This is a genomic window from Xanthobacter sp. NM-59 (assembly GCF_021401125.1).
GTDB lineage: Bacteria > Pseudomonadota > Alphaproteobacteria > Rhizobiales > Xanthobacteraceae > Xanthobacter.
The window spans coordinates 242,738-263,686 of sequence record NZ_JACBFQ010000008.1 but is presented as its reverse complement, the minus strand read 5'-3'; the positions used below and the strand labels follow the sequence as shown (position 1 = coordinate 263,686).

Annotated in this window: 15 protein-coding genes; 4 read left to right on the top strand and 11 right to left on the bottom strand. The window is 62.0% G+C overall.

Annotation, left to right across the window (positions count from 1 at the left end):
- The 11 genes from L0966_RS15605 to L0966_RS15555 form a co-directional block, all read right to left on the bottom strand.
- Positions 1–106: 2-C-methyl-D-erythritol 4-phosphate cytidylyltransferase (locus L0966_RS15605; RefSeq protein WP_234052887.1), on the bottom strand; the 106-nt coding region annotated here is incomplete at its 3' end.
- Between the two features lie 224 nt (positions 107–330).
- The gene (locus tag L0966_RS15600) at positions 331–1,362 is read right to left on the bottom strand and encodes a GSCFA domain-containing protein (protein ID WP_234052869.1); all 1,032 of its coding nucleotides are present in this window, start codon (positions 1,360–1,362) and stop codon (positions 331–333) included.
- Between the two features lies 1 nt (position 1,363).
- The gene (locus L0966_RS15595; RefSeq protein ID WP_234052868.1) at positions 1,364–2,230 is read right to left on the bottom strand and encodes a hypothetical protein; all 867 of its coding nucleotides are present in this window, start codon (positions 2,228–2,230) and stop codon (positions 1,364–1,366) included.
- Between the two features lie 226 nt (positions 2,231–2,456).
- Positions 2,457–2,786 carry a glycosyltransferase gene (locus tag L0966_RS15590; RefSeq protein ID WP_255684242.1) on the bottom strand — a complete coding sequence of 110 codons (330 nt, stop codon included), beginning with the start codon at positions 2,784–2,786 and terminating at the stop codon, positions 2,457–2,459.
- Positions 2,787–2,914: 128 nt separating this feature from the next.
- Positions 2,915–4,522, bottom strand: a complete 1,608-nt coding sequence (locus L0966_RS15585) for a glycosyltransferase family 4 protein (RefSeq protein ID WP_234052866.1) — start codon at positions 4,520–4,522, stop codon at positions 2,915–2,917.
- Positions 4,523–4,529: 7 nt separating this feature from the next.
- Positions 4,530–5,819, bottom strand: a complete 1,290-nt coding sequence (gene wecC / locus L0966_RS15580) for a UDP-N-acetyl-D-mannosamine dehydrogenase (protein ID WP_234052865.1) — start codon at positions 5,817–5,819, stop codon at positions 4,530–4,532.
- A complete protein-coding gene (gene wecB, locus L0966_RS15575) occupies positions 5,816–6,958 on the bottom strand; it encodes a non-hydrolyzing UDP-N-acetylglucosamine 2-epimerase (protein ID WP_234052886.1) in 1,143 nt (380 codons plus the stop codon). The genes wecC and wecB overlap by 4 nt, the downstream gene beginning before the upstream one ends.
- A gap of 1,487 nt (positions 6,959–8,445) precedes the next feature.
- The gene (locus L0966_RS15570) at positions 8,446–9,957 is read right to left on the bottom strand and encodes a hypothetical protein (protein WP_234052864.1); all 1,512 of its coding nucleotides are present in this window, start codon (positions 9,955–9,957) and stop codon (positions 8,446–8,448) included.
- A gap of 1,487 nt (positions 9,958–11,444) precedes the next feature.
- Complete coding sequence (locus L0966_RS15565; protein ID WP_234052863.1) at positions 11,445–11,702, bottom strand: hypothetical protein; 258 nt, start codon at positions 11,700–11,702, stop codon at positions 11,445–11,447.
- 411 nt (positions 11,703–12,113) lie between these two features.
- Positions 12,114–13,502, bottom strand: a complete 1,389-nt coding sequence (locus L0966_RS15560; RefSeq protein WP_234052862.1) for a glycosyltransferase family A protein — start codon at positions 13,500–13,502, stop codon at positions 12,114–12,116.
- 767 nt (positions 13,503–14,269) lie between these two features.
- Complete coding sequence (locus L0966_RS15555; RefSeq protein WP_234052861.1) at positions 14,270–15,697, bottom strand: mannose-1-phosphate guanylyltransferase/mannose-6-phosphate isomerase; 1,428 nt, start codon at positions 15,695–15,697, stop codon at positions 14,270–14,272.
- 942 nt (positions 15,698–16,639) lie between these two features.
- On the opposite strand from L0966_RS15555, the gene L0966_RS15550 reads away from it, so the two are divergent.
- From L0966_RS15550 to L0966_RS15535, 4 genes are read left to right on the top strand one after another with little or no spacing between them, the layout of a single operon-like run.
- A complete protein-coding gene (locus tag L0966_RS15550; RefSeq protein WP_234052860.1) occupies positions 16,640–17,305 on the top strand; it encodes an alginate O-acetyltransferase AlgF in 666 nt (221 codons plus the stop codon).
- Between the two features lie 7 nt (positions 17,306–17,312).
- Entirely contained in the window at positions 17,313–18,698 is a 1,386-nt protein-coding gene (locus L0966_RS15545) for an MBOAT family protein (protein WP_234052859.1), read from the top strand.
- Between the two features lie 15 nt (positions 18,699–18,713).
- Positions 18,714–19,790, top strand: a complete 1,077-nt coding sequence (locus L0966_RS15540; protein WP_234052858.1) for a hypothetical protein — start codon at positions 18,714–18,716, stop codon at positions 19,788–19,790.
- The gene (locus L0966_RS15535; RefSeq protein WP_234052857.1) at positions 19,787–20,800 is read left to right on the top strand and encodes a twin-arginine translocation pathway signal; all 1,014 of its coding nucleotides are present in this window, start codon (positions 19,787–19,789) and stop codon (positions 20,798–20,800) included. The genes L0966_RS15540 and L0966_RS15535 overlap by 4 nt, the downstream gene beginning before the upstream one ends.
- Positions 20,801–20,949 lie beyond the last annotated feature (149 nt).

Sequence of the window (20,949 nt, the reverse complement as noted above, 5' to 3'; positions counted from 1 at the left end):
GCATGGTGCGGCCCGCCACCTTGTGCAGCACCTTCGGCAGACGCGAGGCCATGCGCGTGCCCTCACCTGCAGCCAGCACAACCACCAGCAGCGTCCGTTCCCTCATCATGCTTACTCCCTGCCCCGCTCCAACCGCCCAGCCCCCAGCGGAAAGGCGGCGCTCGGCGCGGTTGTTGCCGCTCATTCCGCCTTGGGCGCGCGCTCAACCCTAGCGAGTGACCGGCGTCCATTGGGCGCTGGCACGGTTCGCCACGCGCACCGGCTCGTCACCGCCGCAGAAGACGCGGGAAGGATGCGGAGGCCTCCCCATCCCCGTATCGCGCGCCGGACTCAGCCCTCCAGGATCTTCGCTTCGTCGCAAACGACATCGAACTCGTCATCTCCCGCCTCCAGGGCAGATGTCGCAAATTCCGACGCCAATGGACCGGTGAAGAACTGCTGCATCACGAGATCCACGCCGAACTCATTAACGTTCCGCATATCGGGTTCAAAGAAAAACCCTCGAGACGGATGTCCGATGATGATCTCGTAAGATGGGAAATAATGAATATCCGCATGGTCGGACGCGAGGTCGCCAGCCACCGCCCGCAACACCGACTTTGAATAAGTCGTCGCAGGCAGGACATGCTGGCCGGTGGCGGTCGCGATCAAGGGAACGGGCGAGACCGTCAGCAACATCCGCGCGCCCGGGTTGACCGACTTCAGCAATTGCCAGAAGGCCTGCATGTCCTGAAGGATCTCGCCATAGCGCAGATTGCGGAAGGCGTATTTCGCCGGATCATAGCTGCCGGCAATGGTCCCTGGCGCGGTGGGAAACATGGTCCCGTCCGCCTTCGCTTCCCAGCCCTCGGTCAGGCCAAGGGTGAAGACCAGCAGGTCGAGGGTTTCCAGCATGCGCCGCACGGCTGCGAGGTGGTCCGCCCGCGCGGAAAGGACGTCCTCGACGCGGGCCTCGCCGACCGGATCTATACCGGGGCGCATCGCGTCGAAGAACCGGCCCTGCTTTTCCCAGACGATTTCAAACGGCGTACGCAGTCCCAACGCTTCCTGCGCGAGCTGCAGCATCTGGCGGGCGGTGTAGACATTGCCGTATCGGCACGAAAAAACCCCGAACCCGAAGCGACGGGCGCCCGCCTCGTCCGTAAAAATGTCCGGCGCCGGCTCAAGATCCATGTAATTTGCGCCACGCACCTTCAGATTGCGCCCCAGGTGCTGGGCAAAGCAACTGCCTGCTGTTGCAACCTTATCGGCCTTTTTCAGAGGCAGCGGATCCCACATGTCGGCCATATCGGCGACATGACGCTCCGTCACCGCGGGCTTCCAAAAGCTACGCTGCGGAAACTGGCGATAGGGATTAACCATTTCAGCTCTCCTTCCGCTTGCGGAGTTCCGCCAACAAAGCGTGGATCTCCAGATCGGCGGGTGCGAACGTTTTGGGCTTGGCCGCAGCCTCGCCCTTTGCGGCCTGAAGGCGGTTCACCGAGCTTTCCACGCGAAAACGGGTTTTCAGCAGCTTCTCTGGGTCCAGATCATCGAGCATGGTCGCCGCCTTGATCCAAAAGACGTACTCCCGCGGCTCGGTAACGTGGCCGGCGCGCCCCCAGAAATCCGAATGTAGAAAAAACCTCCCGGCCGCTTTGGTGCCGGCAATAGCCGCGCAAAATGGCAGCGCGTGCTTGAGGTAATGGTGCCGATCTCCAATGGACTGAACGTAGATGACCGTATTGCTGAATCCAGCCGCGTATACCTTACAAAGGTCACTCGTGATTACGTCGCTCAGTGGCCGCCCCTCTGCAAGATCAGGCCAAGCTGCCTTGCGATACCGCTCAATCGCCAGAGCATAATAGGATTCAATATTGGTCTGCGGACTACCGACCACGGCAACGCTGTCTGGGTCGCCATGGGAGAAGGCCAATGCGGCGAATCCGCCCCCCGAGGTGCCGTGGTAGATGCGCCTGGAAACTCCCAGCACCTCCGAAACAGATCGGATGATCTCAGACACAAGCCCTTGCGTATCGCAGTTCTGGTCTCCAGCATACCAAGAGATAGCGAGGCGCGGATGCCGCAGAATCGACGGATCGGCAATCGAAAGGCAGTGTGCTGCCGCCATCAATGTTTTGGATGGCGTAATAAAAGTAGGCGGATTGCGCGTTTTGCGGTCCAGCGCTCCATGAAACAGAACGAGCACCGTCCTTGCGCCCGGACGAGTCGTCAGGCGCGCGTGAAGCATCACGTTCCCGGAACGAAACGGGAGATCCACGGTAACGGGGCTGGTCGCTGCTGCGGCCACCCGGAGTGCGTCGTCTGGTATCTCTAGCATTTGGCTTTCCCTGCCACCAACCAACCGCAACCGCGCTGTGGAGTCCTTTCCGCGCGCATTGGCTCGCGGCAAACGTCCGGAATCCCCGTTGACGCGTTTTCTTCAAGCAAGCCTACCCGCTTTGCTTGAACTTGCCCTAGTCCAAGAAACCGTCCAGCACCATTTTCGCGGTCGATGCCGTACGTTCCCAGGTGCGATTGCGTTCCACCCAGTCTCGGGCATTGCGTCCAAGAGTTTGGCGCAGGTCCGCATCCCGGAACAGACGCTCAAGGCCATCTGCCAAGTTAATAAGGTCACCTTTCGCGAACACGATACCCGTCTCCTCCGGGACGACCATTTCGGCCAGAGCCTGAACCGAGAAGACCAGAACCGCTTTCTCCATCGACAACGCCTCAAGCGGCTTCATGGGGAAACTATCTTGATCAGCGTCTCCGAGGCGGTGGGCCGCATACCGCCATATTGCCATCGCAGCATCGCCAACGCACACCGAAGGCGACCAGTCTTCATCAGCAGCGCCCCATCTTCACAAAGGCCATTTGTGTTCTGTAAATCTAACGCGGCCTCAGTTGTTTCGCACTCCCCCCCGGACTGCCGTCATGGCATCACTCCAAAATGAGCGAAGACTTCGCGTGCTTGCGCGGCTGTGCGCTCCCACGTCCGCTCCTGCAGAACCCATTTCCGGCCTTCTGCGGCAAGGGACTGGCGCAGCTCGGGACGCAGGATCAGTTCTTGGAGAACGTTCGCCAAAGCCTCAACATTGCCCTTCTCGAACAGCATTCCTGTTTGATTGTGCTGGACCATTTCGGCCAGTGCCTGGACCGATGATGCGACGACCGCCTTACCCATCGCATAAGCTTCCAAGGGCTTCATGGGGGAGACCATCTCGGTCACGGGCTGGGGTTTACGAGGGAAGGGAGCGATGTCGATCAGGGAATAATGGGCTGCGACCTGATCGTGCGGGATTCTGCCCGGCATGATCAGGCGGTTTGCCAGGGCCTCATCAGCTGCAGCCTCCTCAATCAGGGCTGTGACAGGGCCCTTCGCATTTGTCGAGACATTTTCGCTACCAACCAGCAGCAACCGGAAATCGAGACCGCGCCGGGCCAACATGGCACAGGCCCTGGCCAAGTCGTCCAGGCCTTCGTATTGCACGAAAGATCCAATGTAACCGATGACAGGAACATCGGGGGGGATGCCGAGTAGAGATGCAAGCTCTGTATCGCGCTCCTGGGGTACGAAGTGCAACGGATCACACGAGTTAGGAAGCAGCGAAATCATCTGCTCCGGCACCCCTCGCGCAACAAGCTCGTTCTGCATCGGGGCAGTCAAAGTGAAGACGTGATCTGCATAAGTTGCTGACAACGCCTCAAGTCGAGAAAGTTGCGCATAACTGACGGATTCCTCGAAGCTCGGCTCGCGCGAGAGGCGCGTCACTTCCCAGAAGCCTCGAACCTCATAAATGAACGGGATCCCTAACGCCCGGGCGGCGAGCTGTGCAGGCAACGAGGTGAGGTGATTCGAAGCCGCCAGCACCAAAGCCGGACGGAGTTCCTGAAACACGGCCTTTAAGACTTCAGAGGATTGGAACACATATTCCTCCCCTCTGACATCTTTTCGGCTCGGCGAAACGAGGTGGCGATAGGAAATCCCGTCGGTGGTGCTGGTTTCGGGGACATCCTCCTTGCGGATCTCGGTGGTGTCGACGGGAAAACCGGGCCGGGTGATTCCTATCACCTCGAATCCCTGTGCTTGCAATCCTTTGGCCAGACCTTGGGCACGCGTCGCATATCCACCTGACGCGAACGGAAGGGCATTATGGAGGACGTAGCAGATACGTCCCTGGACGGGACTATCCATCCTAGGGGCCCGCTGCTGAAGCCGCGGCTCAATCCCCTCCGGTACTAACGGACGGTTCCAGAGCTTCCGACGGGCAATCCGTAGCCACCTCTGATCCTTCTCCGAAGATGTCAGAAAAGGTTCAATTTGACGCACGACCTCTATGGCATCTTCATAAGCCCCAAGCTCCATTGCGATGCCATAGAGCTTTCGCATGATGGCCGGATCTGCATGCAGATCCAACGCCATCTTGAGCATAAAGAGCTTAGATGCGCCCCGTCCAAACCGCCCCAATGTGTCGGCGGCGGCCACGTATTGACGGCTGACTTCAGCCGGATCCACTTTGGGAGTATCGAGATCGCTCATCGTCGGGCTATACCGTTGCGTAGTTTGCCTGCCCGGTCCACACGCCTCGCGTGTCAACCAGACGCCGGGGCTTCTGCGGCATTGGCATTGCCTTGAAGTCGTCGTGATCGACCAGCAGGACGACAACGTCGCAGGCGTCGAGCGCCTCGCGCGGACGCACCAGGCGCGCCCGTCCTTCGAGCGAAGCCGGAAGCTTGCTGACGAAGGGCTCCACCACGTCCACGCGGTCCGGATACAGCTCCACCAGCCGGGTGGCGATGCTCAGTGCCGGGCTTTCGCGCAGGTCATCAATATTTGGCTTGAATGCCAGTCCGAGACAGGCGATCCGCGCGGGCTTTCCGGTCTCCTCGACGTGCTCCGCGACCGCTTGATGGACCTTGGCGAGCACCCATTCCGGCTTGCCGTCATTGACCTCTCGCGCAGCACGGATGATGCGGGCTTCCGCCGGGGTCTGGCTCACAATGAACCACGGGTCGACGGCGATGCAGTGGCCACCCACGCCGGGGCCCGGCTGAAGGATGTTGACCCGCGGGTGACGGTTGGCGAGCCGAATCAGCTCCCAAACATTGATCTGCAAACGATCGCAGATCAGCGAAAGCTCGTTGGCGAAGGCGATATTCACGTCGCGGAAGCTGTTCTCGGTCAGCTTCGCCATTTCGGCGGTACGCGCGTCCGTTTCGATGCAATCCCCATCGACAGCAAGCTTGTAGAGCGTGCGTGCGCGCGCCGCGCAAGCCGGCGTCATTCCGCCGATGATGCGATCGTTGGTGACCAGCTCCGTGAGGGCATGGCCCGGCAAAATCCGTTCAGGGCAATGGGCCACACGGATATCCGAGTCCTCACCATGGGTATGGGGGAAAGTCAGGTCCGGGCGCTCCTCGGCCAACCAACTCGCCATCTTTTCCGTCGCACCCACCGGGCTCGTGGACTCGAGCACCACCAAGTCACCGCGCTTCAGGACCGGCGCGATGGAACGTGCGGCCTTTTCGACAAAGGTCAGGTCCGGATCGTGCCCGTCACCCTCGTGCACAAACGGCGTGGGAACGGCAATCAGAAACGCTGAGGCCGGCTCCGGCTGAGTCACGGCGCGCAGATGCCCCGCAGCCACGACCCGGCGCAGAGCGTCATTCAGACCCGGTTCGACGATGTGGCTTTCGCCACGGTTGATCATGTCCACCGCGGCTTTGTTGACATCAAGGCCGACTACATTGACGCCGCGGAGCCCGAAGACCACGGCGGTGGGCAGGCCGATATAGCCCAGCCCCACCATGCAGACACAATCGAAAGCCTTGTTCATCTCTGCTCTCCGAACCGTTCCAGCGCGTCCAGAATCCGCGGAACGGCCTTTCCATCGCCATAAGGGTTATGGGCGAAGCTCATCTTGTTCCAAGCGTCTTCGTCAGTTAGCAAGCGCGCCGTCCAATCGAAAATCGCGTCGGTATCAGTGCCGACCAGACGCACCGTCCCAGCCTCGACGGCCTCCGGGCGCTCGGTCGTGTCGCGCATCACCAGGACTGGACGACCCAGCGAAGGCGCTTCCTCCTGAATACCCCCCGAATCGGTGACGATTACGTAAGCGCGATTCATCAGCCACACAAACGGCAGATAGTCCTGCGGCTCAATCAGATGGATGTTGGCGCAGTTCCCCAGGATCCGAAGCACGGGTTCCCGCACATTGGGATTGAGGTGCATCGGATAGACGATGTCGACATCGGGGAAACGCCGCGCGAGTCGGGCCAGCGCCTGGCAGATGCGTTCAAATCCACCGCCGAAGCTCTCCCGGCGGTGACCTGTGACCAGAACCATCCGCCGGCTGCGGTCGGCGAGAAACTCGAAGCGCCCGGCGAGCTCCGCTTCGAGCGCCGGGGTGTCCCGAATACGCTCGACCACATGCAGAAGCGCGTCGATAACGGTATTGCCCGTTACCACAATACTCCCATCAACCACATTCTCTCGCAAAAGCGCCTGCCGTGAACCCTCGGTGGGCGCAAAATGCAGGGCTGCCAATGCCCCGGTGACGCGCCGGCTGCCTTCCTCCGGCCACGGAGAATAGAGATTACCCGTTCTCAGCCCCGCCTCGACGTGGGCCACCGGTACCCGAGCATAGTAAGCACCGAGTGTAGCTGCCAACGTGGTTGCCGTATCACCATGGACAAGAACGATGTCCGGCCGCGCCTGAGCGATGACGTCGCGCAGCCCCAGCAGAATCGCGCTGGTGACATCATAAAGATCCTGCCCCCGGCGCATCACGTTAAGGTCATAATCCGGAGAAATTTTAAATAGATTAAGGACCTGATCCAACATCTCTCGATGCTGCGCGGTCACGCAGACCGAATTTTCGAAACGGGGGTCAGCCGCGAGTCCAAGGACAAGAGGGGCCATTTTGATCGCTTCAGGACGCGTGCCGAAGACCGTGAGTGTCCGCAGAGTACTCATCACAGTTGAATAGCCATCCTTCGAAATTGCGGCAGAGCTATAAGGGACAAGGCCTAAAATGCCAACCTCATTTTGAGACGGATGGGTACCCGGGACTCTGCAATTTTGGAGAAGTTAGGGCTAACACGGCACAAATTTCCTCTGCGGCATGCGGGAGGGACGTGCGATTGGCGCCGGATCCGCCCCTTGAACACGCTTCAAGCTTGCAGGTGATCAGGTCAACCGTGGCGACGCTCGCCGCTCCCCCGTTTCCTGGTGCAATTACTGGAAGATAGCGGGAGCCGATGTGGGCAAGGGCCTGTCCATGCAGGTCGGCGGCACGCTGTACGGGGCCGGAGCAGACCAATCAAAGCGTGCTTCGGACCTTAGGATATCTTGCTCTGCGCGCATTCGACGACCTGCGGAGGACATGATTTCCGCGGCTCAACGCGCGCTGCTGGGCCCACGTCGATGAATGCGCCCACAAGTCATCGATGTATGTTATCATTATACCCCCACTTCTGGCACGCTGATTTGGTCCATCGAACGATTCGCCCCGGCATGACAAAGCGAAGCCTTGCGACCGGAAAGCGCCCGCTCGCGACCTGAACTCTTGAGGTGAGCAAGACCGGCCGGGGCATGCTCAACCGCCGCCAAAACGAGGACGCACGGGCTTTCGTTTCCCATGACCGAGGCTCGAGCCCCCTCGAAGGGGACGCAACCGGCGTCGAATCGTGAGGCTGTAGGATCGATTCGCGCCATGCTTCTTCTTGGCCATCTGCCTCGTCGCAGCTTTCGCCTTCCGGCTGCGATGGCGGCATCCCGCGACAAAACACCCAGGGCCCCGCCTCATAACCAATAGCTGACGACGGCGGCGATGCGGCGCCATCGCAGGTCAGCAGCGGAGAGAAGCCGCGTTCCCAACGCCAATAGGCATTGGAAAGAATATTCGGCATCGCCCCACGCCCCCGCCGCTCGGTTGCCGTCCTAGCCCCTGCCCCCTTGCAAGATCGCGCCTTCGGCATCCCCTTGGGCTCCGGTCATCCAACCGAGTAGTCAGCCGCCTGGCCGCCGACGAGAAGGAGGAGGATGGGCCAACCGACCGGTGCGCGCAGCGGCCAAACGAGCCAGCCAAGGGTCCGCGCTACAAACGGACATAGCGATTTTAGAGGGGGCACGCGGCCCTTCCCGGCCAGCACATGGACCCCGCTCCGTGCCCACGCGCGACCCGATGGCTGATCCGCCACTTCACCTGCCGGTCCACGACGCGCGGCTGGCCGTGCGTGTCGCTCGGCATGTGGAGTTCATTCCGCGCGAGGCGGATTATTCAGCTGCGAAAACAAGTTGCTACCCCTCGTCCGGTCGCCCCCCGACGCGGCGAGCACAATCCGCGCCGCGCGCCGACCACGGCCACCCTCGCCCCCGAACAACTTAGACTAATGCCGCCAATATTACCTTTTTACATAAGCTCAATCATTGCGGTGGTGGCGCGCCGGGCGGCGCTTTGCTCAGGTTGCGGCCTCTGGCTCGGTGGCCGCCTCGAACCGCCGGAGCAACTCTTTCTCGAGCCGATCCCGCTCGCGGGCGAGTTCGGGGGCGGACAGCAGGGTGCGCAGCAGGGCTCGTGCCTCCGCCGCGCCGGCGGCCGCGGCCAAGCCGAGCACCCGGCGCCGGGCGAGCTTGAGCGTCGCGGGGGTCGAGCTGGCACGAGCCGCTCGAAAATATTCTACAGCCCGATCCGCGCAGTCAAATCGCAACAGGATCTCGGCAAAGGGCAGCGAAAGAGCCTCTTTCTTGAGAAGGAGAGCGCGATGTCGCTGCTCGACAGCCAGCACGTCAGCTTTCGATCCGTGATCACGAAGCAGTCGAAGGAGGACTCTCATTTGAGATTCGGTAACGGGGACCGGCAGCGCGATCGCCTCCCGGACCTTCGCCGCGGCCGCTGCCTTGTCTCCAATCTCGGCCAGTGCCGCGCCCAGCGTTAGATGGAGCAGAAGGGTGTCCGGCTTGGCCACCGAAGGGATCCAGCGCCGCAGCAGCTCGACGACATCGCGATGGTGTCCCGCCGCCCCGAGCGCCTTGGCCCTGATCATCACCAATCTCGCGGCGACCTTTGATGTGTATGATTTCGCGGCGTATCTCGGGTCCACCGCCACGCGCTGTTCCAGCATCTCATAGCTAAAGCTATCTATCTCTGCCGCCGCCGCCCGGCTGCGCGCTCCTACCCGACGCGTCAAAGCCTGCGCCAGGCGCCCCATGTAAATGGGCGACAGGCGACGCGTGGAACGAACCCGGCTTCGAAATGGCACGCCAGACGACCCGTTAAGCAACAGGGCAACAACAGTGGAGGAGAGGATGCCCATGTCCTTAAGAAGCCCGCCAGGCCCATGGACGGCGAACGGCACCGGCAACGCCGTGATGGCGCGATGCCGCCGCAGACGATCGACGTGGATGCAATCAGCTCGAAACAACGGATCAAACAGAACCATCACCTCTCCGCCCTTGATCAGGCCGGCATCCATATCATCATGCTGCAAAACGATCCGCTCTCGATCAGCGCCCCAGCGCGTCTCGGTGGGGATCTTTTCCCCATCGATCGAATATTGCGGCACGCCGGCGAGCACCCGATGAGCGCCCAACCGCTCCGAGAACATGAGGGCGCCATAGCCGCCCATGCTCATGCCATAGGTTACGATCGTTTTATATTTTGAAAGAATCCGTTCCCTGTGAAGCTTATCGATGACCTCATCCATTTCGGGCGTCTGCCACCAATGGTTCCAGCGATTATAAAAGCTGATCGACGGTATTTTATTTTTATTCAGGAAAGTCTCAGCTGGCCCGACGATCTCACTAGCCGACTTACCTCGCCATTTGGCACGCCCGTCGCGGGCCGCGAAGCTGATGACCAGGGTGTCTCCACGGTGCTCCAAATGCTGCCGAACAACGAGATCGGTCCCGTCATGCAAAATTGTCTGCTTCCGCTTACCTAGCCACGAGCTTATCCACTTGACTTCGAACACGACCGCCGTCTCCGCATCGCTAGGTTTTTGGTCCGGGCATTTGGTGGATTGAATTAAACCTGAATCGTTCCGGCAAATTTGTCCAGCATTTGGAGATCACCTCGCAGGGCTCCGAGGGCGACCGGGTTTTGGGAAAGACGTGCGCCTCAAGTCAGATGCACCATTTCTGCTCAACGCTAAGGGTAATGGCATGCCTCGGCCAGTGGGCTGTGCCCGGTGGTCTCCTGAAGCCGTCCACCTTCGTCGCGGCGGCTGATGATCTCGCAAGTGGTTCGAGGAGTTTGGACTGTCAAAGAGCGAAATGTCGTGCCCGAGAGCGCAGGCAACGTCTCCGCGCCTCAGGACCAGGCGATGACCACGTGAACCTGCCGGCGCCGCTCCGCAGCTTTCAAAACCGAGGTGGCGTTGGCCGCAGTGACGCGCAACTATACGGCTCCCCGGAGAGGGCGCCAGTACCATCGTAGCTGGATCCAATCGCCCCGTGGATACACCAACCCCAAGACATAGCGGGCGATATCTCGCGTGGAGAAAGTGGCGGAGCGCTGAGCCGCCGCAGATCGATTTACGGGCGCTTTAGGCTAAAATTAGAACGTGTACGTCGGCGCAGTTAACCGCGCCGGGTTGAACGCAAGACCGTATTCGATCTGGAGGGAGCTCTACCGCGTCTCGGCAGGCAAATGCGCTCGATCTCGCTCGCTCGGCGGTCTACGACAAAGCCGTGCCGGGTTCGGTGGTGGATGTTGCGGCGATTGACGGGCTCGACGCGTAGCATCCCACCTCCCGCTCGCCGGAGCGCGTAAGTTACTGTCCCTCGACGGCGAGAGGCGGAGGGGGCCGCCGTAGCCTCCATCGGCTCGGACGAGCCAATGCCTCGACGGATCGCAACGATGACGTCATGCGAGGAGCGTGCACAGGCGCCAGGGGACGGCCGCCGCACCGCGGCCTCTGCAGTGCCACCCTTTGCATGCGACCTGACCAGCCGCTGCTCTACGCCGAAGGTTCCAAGCCAAATTGCGCCGCTCACCCGGGGGCCACGGCCAGCCGAACAACTTCCGCACCGCGCGAGAACGCGAGGCAGCGGCAACCGCGCCTTCACCGCGGCCGAAGAGAATGGCACCCTGTCAGATTCGGCCAACCGGGCGGGGACAGAACGCGGCGCTGCCTTCATTCCGCCACGAGATCGGCCACCCGGCAGCCATGGTGGCGACCAATGACCAGAGGAACGAGCACGACGGCGCGCACCCCGTTCACCGTCCCGGCAACGGCCAATGCTTTCATCTGCGACGCGAGCTATGACCGCGTCTGAGCCGACGCGCCCCTGGCCGCAGACGGGGTCCGGACACGTCGCCTCTCACCGCGAAGCGGCAATCCGCCCCCAATGACCGCGCGCTCTATCGCCGACGCGACAGGTGGAAGGCGTCTTTCCCGGCAAGGGAAACAGGACCACCGTCAAATCCGTCATCGCCCCGAGCGCCAAAACCTTGCGCTCAGCGCCGATTGGATAGCGACGCTATGGCGCCATACAGCTTTTGAAGAAAAGTCTTTTTCGGCGCCGGCTTCGGCTTTTTATTAACCTGCTTTTTTAAGGCACTTATTTCGCTTTTTAGCTTCTTCTCTTGCGTCAAAAAACGGTTGCTAAGCTCAACAATATCATCGATTCTTTCTTGAAGGCATTTTTTTAGCTCAGCATTCTCGGAAATGACGGTCTCTAGGGTAGCATTTTGGCTGATATTGGGTTCGATCATTTCTTTAAGCTCGTCATTTACATAGCTTGCGGATCATCATGCCTCGGATTTTTGCCCGCTCCGGGGCTCATAGCATAAATTGCCCTGCCTTAAAATCGTATGACGAACGCCGCCGGTCCGCGCCTCGCATACCCCGGGCTCACCAGCACACCGACGGCAGCCTTCACTCTACATGTCCGGCGATCGGAACCGTTCTGAGCGACATCCGTGATGAGGCCCCTACAACGCCGAGATGGCGTAGAACACGCATGGAAAGCGGAGCGCCTTCTCTCCAGCAGCGTTTCAGGCGGCTGGAGCGTTTCAAACGCCGGACCCTAAGCTGCCGAAGATACAAGGTTCTAGTCCACCACCGCTGTTCAGCCAATGCGCTACCCCGGCGAGAGCCAGTCCAAAGGGACGAAATGTCGTTGGCTAGGAATCGGAAGCCTGATCCTTACCAAGGTAAAGTGTCGTCCCGCTACGCAATGCCTCCGCATGCCGCTTGCGCCATTGCTCCCAATAGGTCAGGCGCTCCGCGTTCATTGCCACGCCGCGACCACCGCCAGTCGTCAGATCTGTCGTCAGAGAGCCCGCCCGATAGGCGCCAAATACCAGCGGCTTGTGGATGCCCTTCCAACTGCCAGGCCCGTATACCAGCTTTAGTCTCGCGATATATTCACTGTCAGCTCCCGTGCGAGCATTTTCGTAAAACCCGACCCGATCGAGGGTTTCCTGCCGACGGAACATGGGTGATGCCGGGTTGAGCCTTGTTATTGGATAAAATTGGCGCACATAAAAATTTCCATCGTCCGTTATCCGGACCCATTTTGACGTCGTAAATTTTAGAGAATTATCTGAAAGCATCGGCTTTAATTGCAGATGTATCTTATCCGGATGTGCCCAATCGTCGGAATCATGGCAGGTGACGAATTCCCCCCGGGCATTTTCAAGCCCGATATTTCTTGCAACATACGGACCGGAGTTGGAGCCTGTTTTGAACACGCGGATCCGGCGATCGCGCTGTGCAAGAGACTCCACGACTGAGAGCGTATCGTCAGTGCTGCAATCGTCGACTACAACTATTTCGAGATTCTCATAGGTTTGGCCGCAGAGCGATTCAAGTGAGGCCGCGATACGATCGGTGGTATTATATGCCGGCACCACAATGCTAACCAGCGGCCCATCCGTTTCTGCGTTACGCCGTGACGCGGTGATCGTATTGGCCGACAATGACACAGCTCCAGCACGCGCCTCCACGCGCGTCAGCTTATGTGCGTCCAGGCACGTGTTGATATAGCTCAGTTTTTCTGATATTCCCGCCTCTAGATTTGCCATAATCAGGAAAATATCGTTATCTTTCCTTTTGTCATTTGTCTGAAAATACGCATCACAAAGCTCTCGCGCGGCGGCAACATTTCCAAGTTCGACATGCAGCGCGATCATAAGCCCCGGATTGAGAAATTGATGACTGGAGAGGAGCTCGGCCGACAACTCGGGACTATACTGAGCAACAAGCCGCGCAGCTTCCGACAGAAGCTTCGGTTTTGATTCCAGCATTTTCAGCCCGTTGCGCAGAACCGATGCGCCCTCGTCGGTTCTGCCACACGTTATCAGTGACACGCCAAACGCCAACACTGCTTCAGGCGTCGTCGGCCTGCAATTGGAATTGGCAGCCCACTGATAGCAGCCTGTTTTATATAGCGTCCACATCTCGTCATTTGAGATATGACTATTATTTGTTCTGCAATATGCCAATGCATTCGCAAAGCGTTTCGTCCGCAGCAAACGGCGAATGCGAAATGAGGAGATGAGATTTAGCATCAATTGTCTTCTTTAGGAATTCCGGGACAATGAGACATGCTGCTCCCTGACCTGATGCGCGGTTTCAGCATACGACCTGGACGCATGTCATGAAGCTTCTCCACACTTCCTCGGCGCAAACGCTCTCTTCACCACTATCTTGCCGCTTATCAAGGCGCGATTCAGGCTTAGCATCATTTTCCCGCATGCCATCGATCGGCACGGCGTCGACCGGCGAACACCATCTCTGGTGGCGGCGCTCCGTTGGCCATGCCGCAGGATGGCGATTGGTAGCGGCGAGCGTTTTCAGGTCCTGCGCACCTTATTGATATCTAGGGCATTGGACTTGCAATCTCTCGTTCTCCCCCGCTGCGTCGAAGCGGTCCTGACGCACCCCGATTTTGGGCCCGGTTGAGGCAAGGGGCCGCTGGTTGATTTATGGCCTCGGGCGTCGGTGGTTTCCAGCATGATTGTTGCGCCGAAGGCGGCCACGGTTTTCATCGCTTCCGGCGGCCTTGTCTCGTCAAGACTGGCGCCGCGGTAAGGCCCAGAGTGCTCAGCAAGCCGTTCGCCGGCACCCCGCTCGCGGGGGCAAGCTCCACGCTCCCATCGGGCAGCACCATTCTCGGCTGCGACATCCTTGAGCATCGATCCGCCCGGCGCGCAGCTTGGTCGGCCGAGCCTTCTTTCGTGCCGATGATCGGTCCCGCGGCGCACCGTGAGGCCTGCATCATCCGCCTTCCCCAGGTGGTCGCTGCCAAAATCCGGCGCTCTTGCAGGGGCTCGGGTCAACGAGCGTAAACGTCCTCCAGCCGCACGATGTCGTCTTCGCCGGTATAGCTGCCCACCTGGACCTCGATCAGCTCAAGGTCGATTTTTCCAGGGTTGTGCAAACGATGAATGCATCCGATTGGCAGATACGCCGATTCATTTTCATGGAGATAGGACACAACGCCATCTCGCGTGACCTCTGCCGTCCCGGAGACCACCACCCAGTGTTCCGCGCGATGGAAGTGCTTTTGCAGGCTGAGCTTGCGACCGGGTTTCACGCTGAGACGCTTGACTTGAAAACGCGTTCCGATGTCGATCCTCTGATACCAGCCCCACGGCCTGTGGATCCGCAGGTGGTGGTCGGCCTCCCGCCGCTCGGACCGCTTCAGCACTTGCACCAGGTCCTTGACCTTGGCCACCTCAGACTTGCTGGCCACCAGAACCGCGTCACGGGTTGAGACGACGACCACCTCATTGAGGCCGATCACCGTGGTCAGGATCTCCTCGGACCGCACCAGAGAACCGCGGCTGTCGAGCATTAGGACATTGCCCTCGAGCACGTTGTCGTTCTCGTCCTTGGCCTTCAAGTCGTAAATGGCGTCCCACGCTCCCACGTCCGACCAGTCGAAGTGGGCGGCCAAGACCCCCGCATGGCGGGTTTTCTCCATCACCGCGTAGTCAATGGAGATTCGCGGGGCCAGCTCGAAACCGGCAGCGTCGAGCCGCAAGAAGTCGAGATCTCTCTTCGCCCCGACAACCGCGGCACTGGCGCCAGCCAGCACTTCAGGTGCCAGCGCATCGAGCTCGGAAAGCATCGTGTCCAAGGAGAAGACGAAATTGCCGCTGTTCCAGAGCAGCCCCTCGGCGCAATAACGCTGTGCGGTCGCGCGGTCCGGCTTTTCGACGAAGCGCGCCAGCCGGTGGCTGCGGGTTGCCACACCGTCAAGCTCAAGAACCTCGCCGACCTCGATATAGCCATAGGCGGTGGACGGAGAGGTCGGCACGATGCCCAGGGTCATGATGAACCCTTCGGCGGCCATGGCGCTCGCCGCCACGCAGTCCTCGCGGAACCGCTCAGCATCCTGCACCACGTGATCGGCCGCCAGGGCGAGGCCCACGGCATGCGGGTCGCGCACCTGCGCCAGCAGGGCCCCTACGGCTACGGCGGGGGCACTGTCTCGCCGCTCCGGCTCCAGGACGACGTCACCCTCGATCTGGAGCATCTGCATCTGCTCCGCCACCACGAAACGAAACTCATGGTTGGTAATGACGATCGGCGAGGTGAAGCGCGGATCACGCACACGCAGCAGCGTGGCCTGAAATGTCGAGAGCCCGCCACTGAGCAACGGAATGAACTGTTTCGGCATCGTTTCGCGAGAGAGCGGCCAAAGGCGCGTCCCGGCTCCGCCCGCCATCACGATCGGCACGATGGGTGTGCCCGTCATCAAGGTCTCCCAACGGGGCGCCATCCCTCCCCTGCGCAGGCATCGCCGCCCCGGAATGTGCACCGCTGAACGGCAGCCCCCGTTGCGCCTATTTCCGTCCAATCGACCGGAACGTCAACCGCCTCCATGGGCCCAAGCCTGACATGACAAGAGGCTGATGGCCGCGTCGGCGCCCGGAAAATTCCCCGCGGCACGGACAGCCGGGCGCCACGTCCCGCCGGCAATCCGGCGACCGAGGGCATGATGAGGCTCACAGGTTCAGCGCTCAGGGTCGCGCAGCAGCCCGGACGGGGGAAGCGCACCGGAGAGGGACCACCGGTGACCGCTGTCCAGCCTCTTCCCTCGAGCGGTGTCGTGCCGGCCTCAAATTTGTCGAGACGACGATAGAAATCCAACGAACAGGGACAATCGGCGCTCGGAAGCACGGATATGATCCTGAGGGGACAGGTAATTCCACGGCCTCGCCACCAGGTGCCGGCCATTGCATCGCCTACCGCGCGCACCACTGAAGAGAGTCACGAACTCCACAATGCCTGGTCAAAAAGCAGCTTAATATTACTCACGCCCAATGTGCCGGGAATGAGTTGATAACGTCCCGCCACACAACCCAATCACCCAATGAACCTTGATTCAGACGGCAGTGCGATAGGTCGACGCGGCCCGCGCGCTCTGCCATCAAGGCAGCATCGGCGCCGGCCAGGCGAAAGGCGGCCGCCGTCTTGTTCACGGGGCGCAGATCCCGAAAAGAGCACTGACGACGGCTAGCGACCTATGGTCATACCATCTACATTGTGCGCCGGGGCAACTGGCAATTTGCCGCCACGAGCCGTAACCATAACCAGGGTTCCAAGCTGATGCGCGTGGTTGCCTTGGCCGTGCGACGCCCCTAACAGTCATGGTTCATTCCGTTTCCGTCCATCGGCTATCCTTGCAGGTCACGCCATGTGGAGATCAGGTCCCTTCGCCGCAATCCTCGCTGCCGTCGCAACGGTGGCCACTGGCGCCCACGCGCAGGAGCTCACGCGGCTTTATGCGCCGAAGCCCCCGGCCGGCTCCGCCTATGTGCGCGTGGTGGACCTTTCGCGCTCCGGAGCCCTCATCGGCTTTGACGCCGGCTCAGGCATCGCCGCCGCCCAGGGTGAGCCGGCCACCATCTATCGCATCGTGAAAGGCGGCACGCCGCTCAACCTGACCCTCTCCGGCAAGCCGGTGAAGGGCACGGTGACGCCGCCGGCCGACGCCTTTTCCACGGTGATCATCGGGGCCGGCGGCAATGCCGTGCTCATTCCCGATTCGGTCGAGGGGCGCAACGACCTGAAGGCGCAGCTGCGCTTCTACAATCTGGTGCCGGGCTGCGCCGGCGCGGTCGCCGTGGTGGATGGCCCAGCCGTGTTCGAGGGCGTGGCCACCAACGAGACCCGGCAGCGCGCCATCAACCCCATCGAGGCGACCCTGGCCGGCCGCTGCGGCGAGATGAAGACCGAGAGCCTGAAGCTGCCGCCCCTGAAGGCCGGCGACCATTTCAGCCTGTTCCTCGTGCCCGGCCCTTCCGGCGTGGTGCTGGCGGGCCAGCGCGACGAGACCGAACCCTATCGCGGACCGAACTGACCGCGCCATGGTCTTTGCTTCCGACAGCTTCCTCTTCCTGTTCCTTCCGGTCTTCCTCATCGTCTACGGGCTGACCCCCGGGGCGGCGCGCAATCTCGCCATCCTGGCCTTCTCGTGGCTGTTCTATGCCTGGTGGCGGGCAGATTTCCTGCCCCTCATCGTGTCCATCGCCATCTGGTCGTGGGCGACCGGGCTATGGATCGCCCGCGCCACCGGGCCCGCGCGACGGAACGCTTTACTGGTGGGCATTGCCTGGCCGCTGGCGTCCCTGCTCTGGTTCAAATACGCCAACATGCTGGTGGCCACGGGGCAGGCCGTCACCGCCTCGGTCTGGGGCTGGGAGGATGTGCTGCTGCCCATCGGCCTCAGCTTCTTCGTGTTCGGCGCCATTTCCTATTCCATGGACGTCTACCGCACGACGGTGCCGGCCGAACCCTCCTTCGTGAACTATGCCACCTACCAGTCCATGTTCGGCCACCTCGTGGCCGGCCCGGTGGTGCGCTACAAATGGGTGGCCGAGCGGCTGAAGGCGCGCACGTTCCAGCGCGAGGAATTCATGTTCGGCGTCGAGCGCTTCATGCTCGGCTTCGCGCAGAAGGTGCTGATCGCCGACACGCTGGCGCCCCTGGTGGATGCCGGCTACGCCCTCGCCCACCCCACCACGGCGGACGTGGCGCTGGCCGTGACGGGCTACACCCTTCAGCTTTATTTCGATTTCTGCGGCTACAGCGCCATGGCCATCGGCCTCGGTCTGATGGTGGGGCTGAAGTTTCCGGAAAACTTCGACAATCCCTATCTGTCCACGTCCCTGTCCGAGTTCTGGCGGCGCTGGCACATCTCCCTGTCCAGCTGGCTGCGCGACTATCTCTATATTCCCCTTGGCGGAAATCGCGGCTCCACCGCCCGCACCTCCGCCAACCTCGTCATCACCATGGGTCTTGGCGGCCTGTGGCATGGGGCGAGCTGGACCTTCCTCGCCTGGGGCCTGTGGCACGGGTTCGGCCTGATGGCCGGGCGGGTGTGGACCCATCGTTCCCTGCCCGCCCTCGGCCCACTGCTCGGCCATGGGCTGACCCTGTTGTTCGTGATGGTGGGCTGGGCCCTGTTCCGCGCGCAGAACTGGGGGGAGGCCGCCACCATCTTCTCGGGCCTTGTGGGCGCGAACGGCCTCACCCTGTCGCCCGCCATGGGCGCGGCAGTGCGGCCGGTGGAGATTCTCGCCCTCGTGGTCGGCGTCGGCTTCGTCTATCTGCCGAAGGTGCTGCGCATCGATCCCGCCGCGCCCGAGCCGGGCCACGCCTTGCGGGCCTGGGCCGCCCTGCCCCTGTTCCTGTTCGCGCTGCTGGTGCTGCAAGGGCGTACCGTGGTGCCCTTCCTCTACTTCCAGTTCTGAGGCAGGAGCGCCACCATGACAGGGCTTGCCCGCATCCTCGCCACCCTCGCCTTCCTGGGTCTGATGCTCGTCGGGCTCGGCTTCGTCGTGGTCCACATGGCCGGCCCCGCCGGCGGGCGCATTGCCGAACAGGCGAGCGTCACCGCGGTGCTGAACGGCTCCCTCACCGCCGCCATCGACAAGACGGTGGTGAGCGCCCTGCCGACCATGCCGGGGCTGGAGGATGTGGTCTCCGGCCTGTCCTATCGCATGCTGGGCGACGCGGGACCGCAGGTGCGGGCCGGCTGCCCCGGCTGGCTGTTCCTCGCCGAGGAGCTGGTGGAGACCCGCAGCGGCGAGGCCCACCTGGCGGACCGGCTGCGGCTCGCCGCCAAGATCAAAGCCGCCGTTGAGGCGAAGGGGGTGGCGCTGGTGGTGCTGCCGGTGCCCGACAAGGCGGACCTTTCCCGCTCCACCCTGTGCGGCCTACCCGTGTCCGACCAGGCCCGCGCGCGCGCAGACGCGTGGCGGCAAAGAAGCACCGGCCTGGGTCTCGATCAGGTGGATATCGCCGCCGACTGGCCCTCCGGCGCCTTCCTGCGCACCGATACCCACTGGAACGACGATGGCGCCGCCTTCGCCGCCCACCGCGTGGCGCGGCACGTCGTGGCCCGCCTTGGCCCCGGCGATCTGCCGGCCCGCGTGGTGGTGGGCGAGCCGAAGGATCGCATCGGCGACCTGATGCGTCTGGCCGGCCTCGCCCGCTCCTGGCCCTGGTCCGGACCGCCGCCGGACCGCCAGCCGGAGGTGACGACCGAATTTACCCGCTCCGGCGGCCTGCTCGATGACGTGCCCGCCCCCACCGTGCTGCTGGCGGGCTCCTCCTATTCCCGCAATTCGGGCTTTCTCGACTATCTTCAGGACGCGCTGGACCGCGAGGTGGCGCAGAAAAGCCAGGACGGGGGCGGCTTTGCCGGGCCCCTGCTCGACATCCTCACCAAAGAGCCCGCCCTTCTGGACCAAACCCGGCTGGTGGTTTGGGAATTTCCCATGCGGGTGCTGACCCAGCCCCTGACCCCGGCGGAACGCAACTTTCTGGGAGACGACAGATGACGCAATCCTTCCCGCGACCTCTGGGCACCGCCTTGAAGCTGCTGCGCGGCGCCGCGCTGGCGGTCAGCCTCGCCACCGCGGGCCTCGCCGCCGCCACCCTCCCCGCGGCGGCGCAGAACGGCGTCATCCAGGGCCAGGGCGGCTGGCTGTTCCCGGGCTGGGAAAGCCTCACCGTGCTCGACAAGGCCGGCATCGCCCGCACCATCGGCCTGCTGAAGGACACCCAGACCGCCCTTGCGGCCAAGAATATCAAGCTGATGCCCATCGTGGTGCCGCTGAAGGCCAGCTTCTACACGGACAAGCTGCCCAACGGCACGCGTATTTCCGCAGAGGTGGCCGGCCAATACGATTATATCCTGGCTGAGCTGAAGAAGGCCGGGCTCGACACCGTGGACCTGCGCCCGGCGCTGAAGTCGGTACAGACCGGCAAACAGGTCATCTTCTATCGGGCCGACTATCACTGGAGCGCGTGGTCCGCGGAAGCGGCCGCCGATGCTGTCGCGCAGGCCATCAAGGCCAGCAGCGTCAAGCTGGCAGGAGCTGCCGGCAGCGGCGACAAGCTCGGTTCCTGGGTCACCCAGCGCCATATGGGCGACCTGGCCGAACGCTTCCTCACCCCCGACCAGCAGAAGCAGGTGGGGCCCGACCTCTACACCGTGCGCGTCCAGCCCGAGGCGAAGGGCGGCCTGGTGGATACGGCCAGCGCGCCTGTGCATGTGGTGGGCAACAGCTTCGTTCAACCCTATCTCGGCTTCCCGCAGAAGCTTTCAAGCGCTCTCGACCGGCCGGTGGCGCTGACCTGGAACCCCGGCAATGTCGGCCCCTGGGTGACCTTCCTGCAGTTCGCGAGCGCCCCGGACTTCGCCCGCAATCCGCCGCAGGTGGTGGTGTGGCAGTTCAATGAGGGGCCCTTCCACTCCTCGCCCGAGGCCACGGACCAGTGGGATGCCTCCTCCATCATGACCTCGCAGCAGTTCCGCGACCGGATGCAGGCCGCCGTGGCGAAATAGAGCCGCCGGCCGGAAACTTTTTCTTAACCTTGCGGCCCCACCCGGGTGCCGCCGCGTTCGAGGGGAGGTCCACCGACCTCCCCTTTTTGCTGCGCGGACGCGTAACATCTTGTTTTTGAAGGCGCTGCGGGATTTGACCCCGGCGGGTG

Excerpts from the sequence above, each read along its gene's own strand:
- L0966_RS15535 (WP_234052857.1), top strand. The coding sequence starts at position 19,787 with ATGACGCAATCCTTCCCGCGACCTCTGGGCACCGCCTTGAAGCTGCTG.
- L0966_RS15560 (WP_234052862.1), bottom strand. The coding sequence starts at position 13,502 with ATGCTAAATCTCATCTCCTCATTTCGCATTCGCCGTTTGCTGCGGACG.
- L0966_RS15550 (WP_234052860.1), top strand. The coding sequence starts at position 16,640 with ATGTGGAGATCAGGTCCCTTCGCCGCAATCCTCGCTGCCGTCGCAACG.
- L0966_RS15565 (WP_234052863.1), bottom strand. The coding sequence starts at position 11,702 with ATGATCGAACCCAATATCAGCCAAAATGCTACCCTAGAGACCGTCATT.
- L0966_RS15600 (WP_234052869.1), bottom strand. The coding sequence starts at position 1,362 with ATGGTTAATCCCTATCGCCAGTTTCCGCAGCGTAGCTTTTGGAAGCCC.
- L0966_RS15555 (WP_234052861.1), bottom strand. The coding sequence starts at position 15,697 with ATGACGGGCACACCCATCGTGCCGATCGTGATGGCGGGCGGAGCCGGG.
- L0966_RS15590 (WP_255684242.1), bottom strand. The coding sequence starts at position 2,786 with ATGGCAATATGGCGGTATGCGGCCCACCGCCTCGGAGACGCTGATCAA.
- wecB (WP_234052886.1), bottom strand. The coding sequence starts at position 6,958 with ATGAGTACTCTGCGGACACTCACGGTCTTCGGCACGCGTCCTGAAGCG.
- L0966_RS15585 (WP_234052866.1), bottom strand. The coding sequence starts at position 4,522 with ATGAGCGATCTCGATACTCCCAAAGTGGATCCGGCTGAAGTCAGCCGT.
- L0966_RS15595 (WP_234052868.1), bottom strand. The coding sequence starts at position 2,230 with ATGCTTCACGCGCGCCTGACGACTCGTCCGGGCGCAAGGACGGTGCTC.
- L0966_RS15545 (WP_234052859.1), top strand. The coding sequence starts at position 17,313 with ATGGTCTTTGCTTCCGACAGCTTCCTCTTCCTGTTCCTTCCGGTCTTC.
- L0966_RS15540 (WP_234052858.1), top strand. The coding sequence starts at position 18,714 with ATGACAGGGCTTGCCCGCATCCTCGCCACCCTCGCCTTCCTGGGTCTG.
- wecC (WP_234052865.1), bottom strand. The coding sequence starts at position 5,819 with ATGAACAAGGCTTTCGATTGTGTCTGCATGGTGGGGCTGGGCTATATC.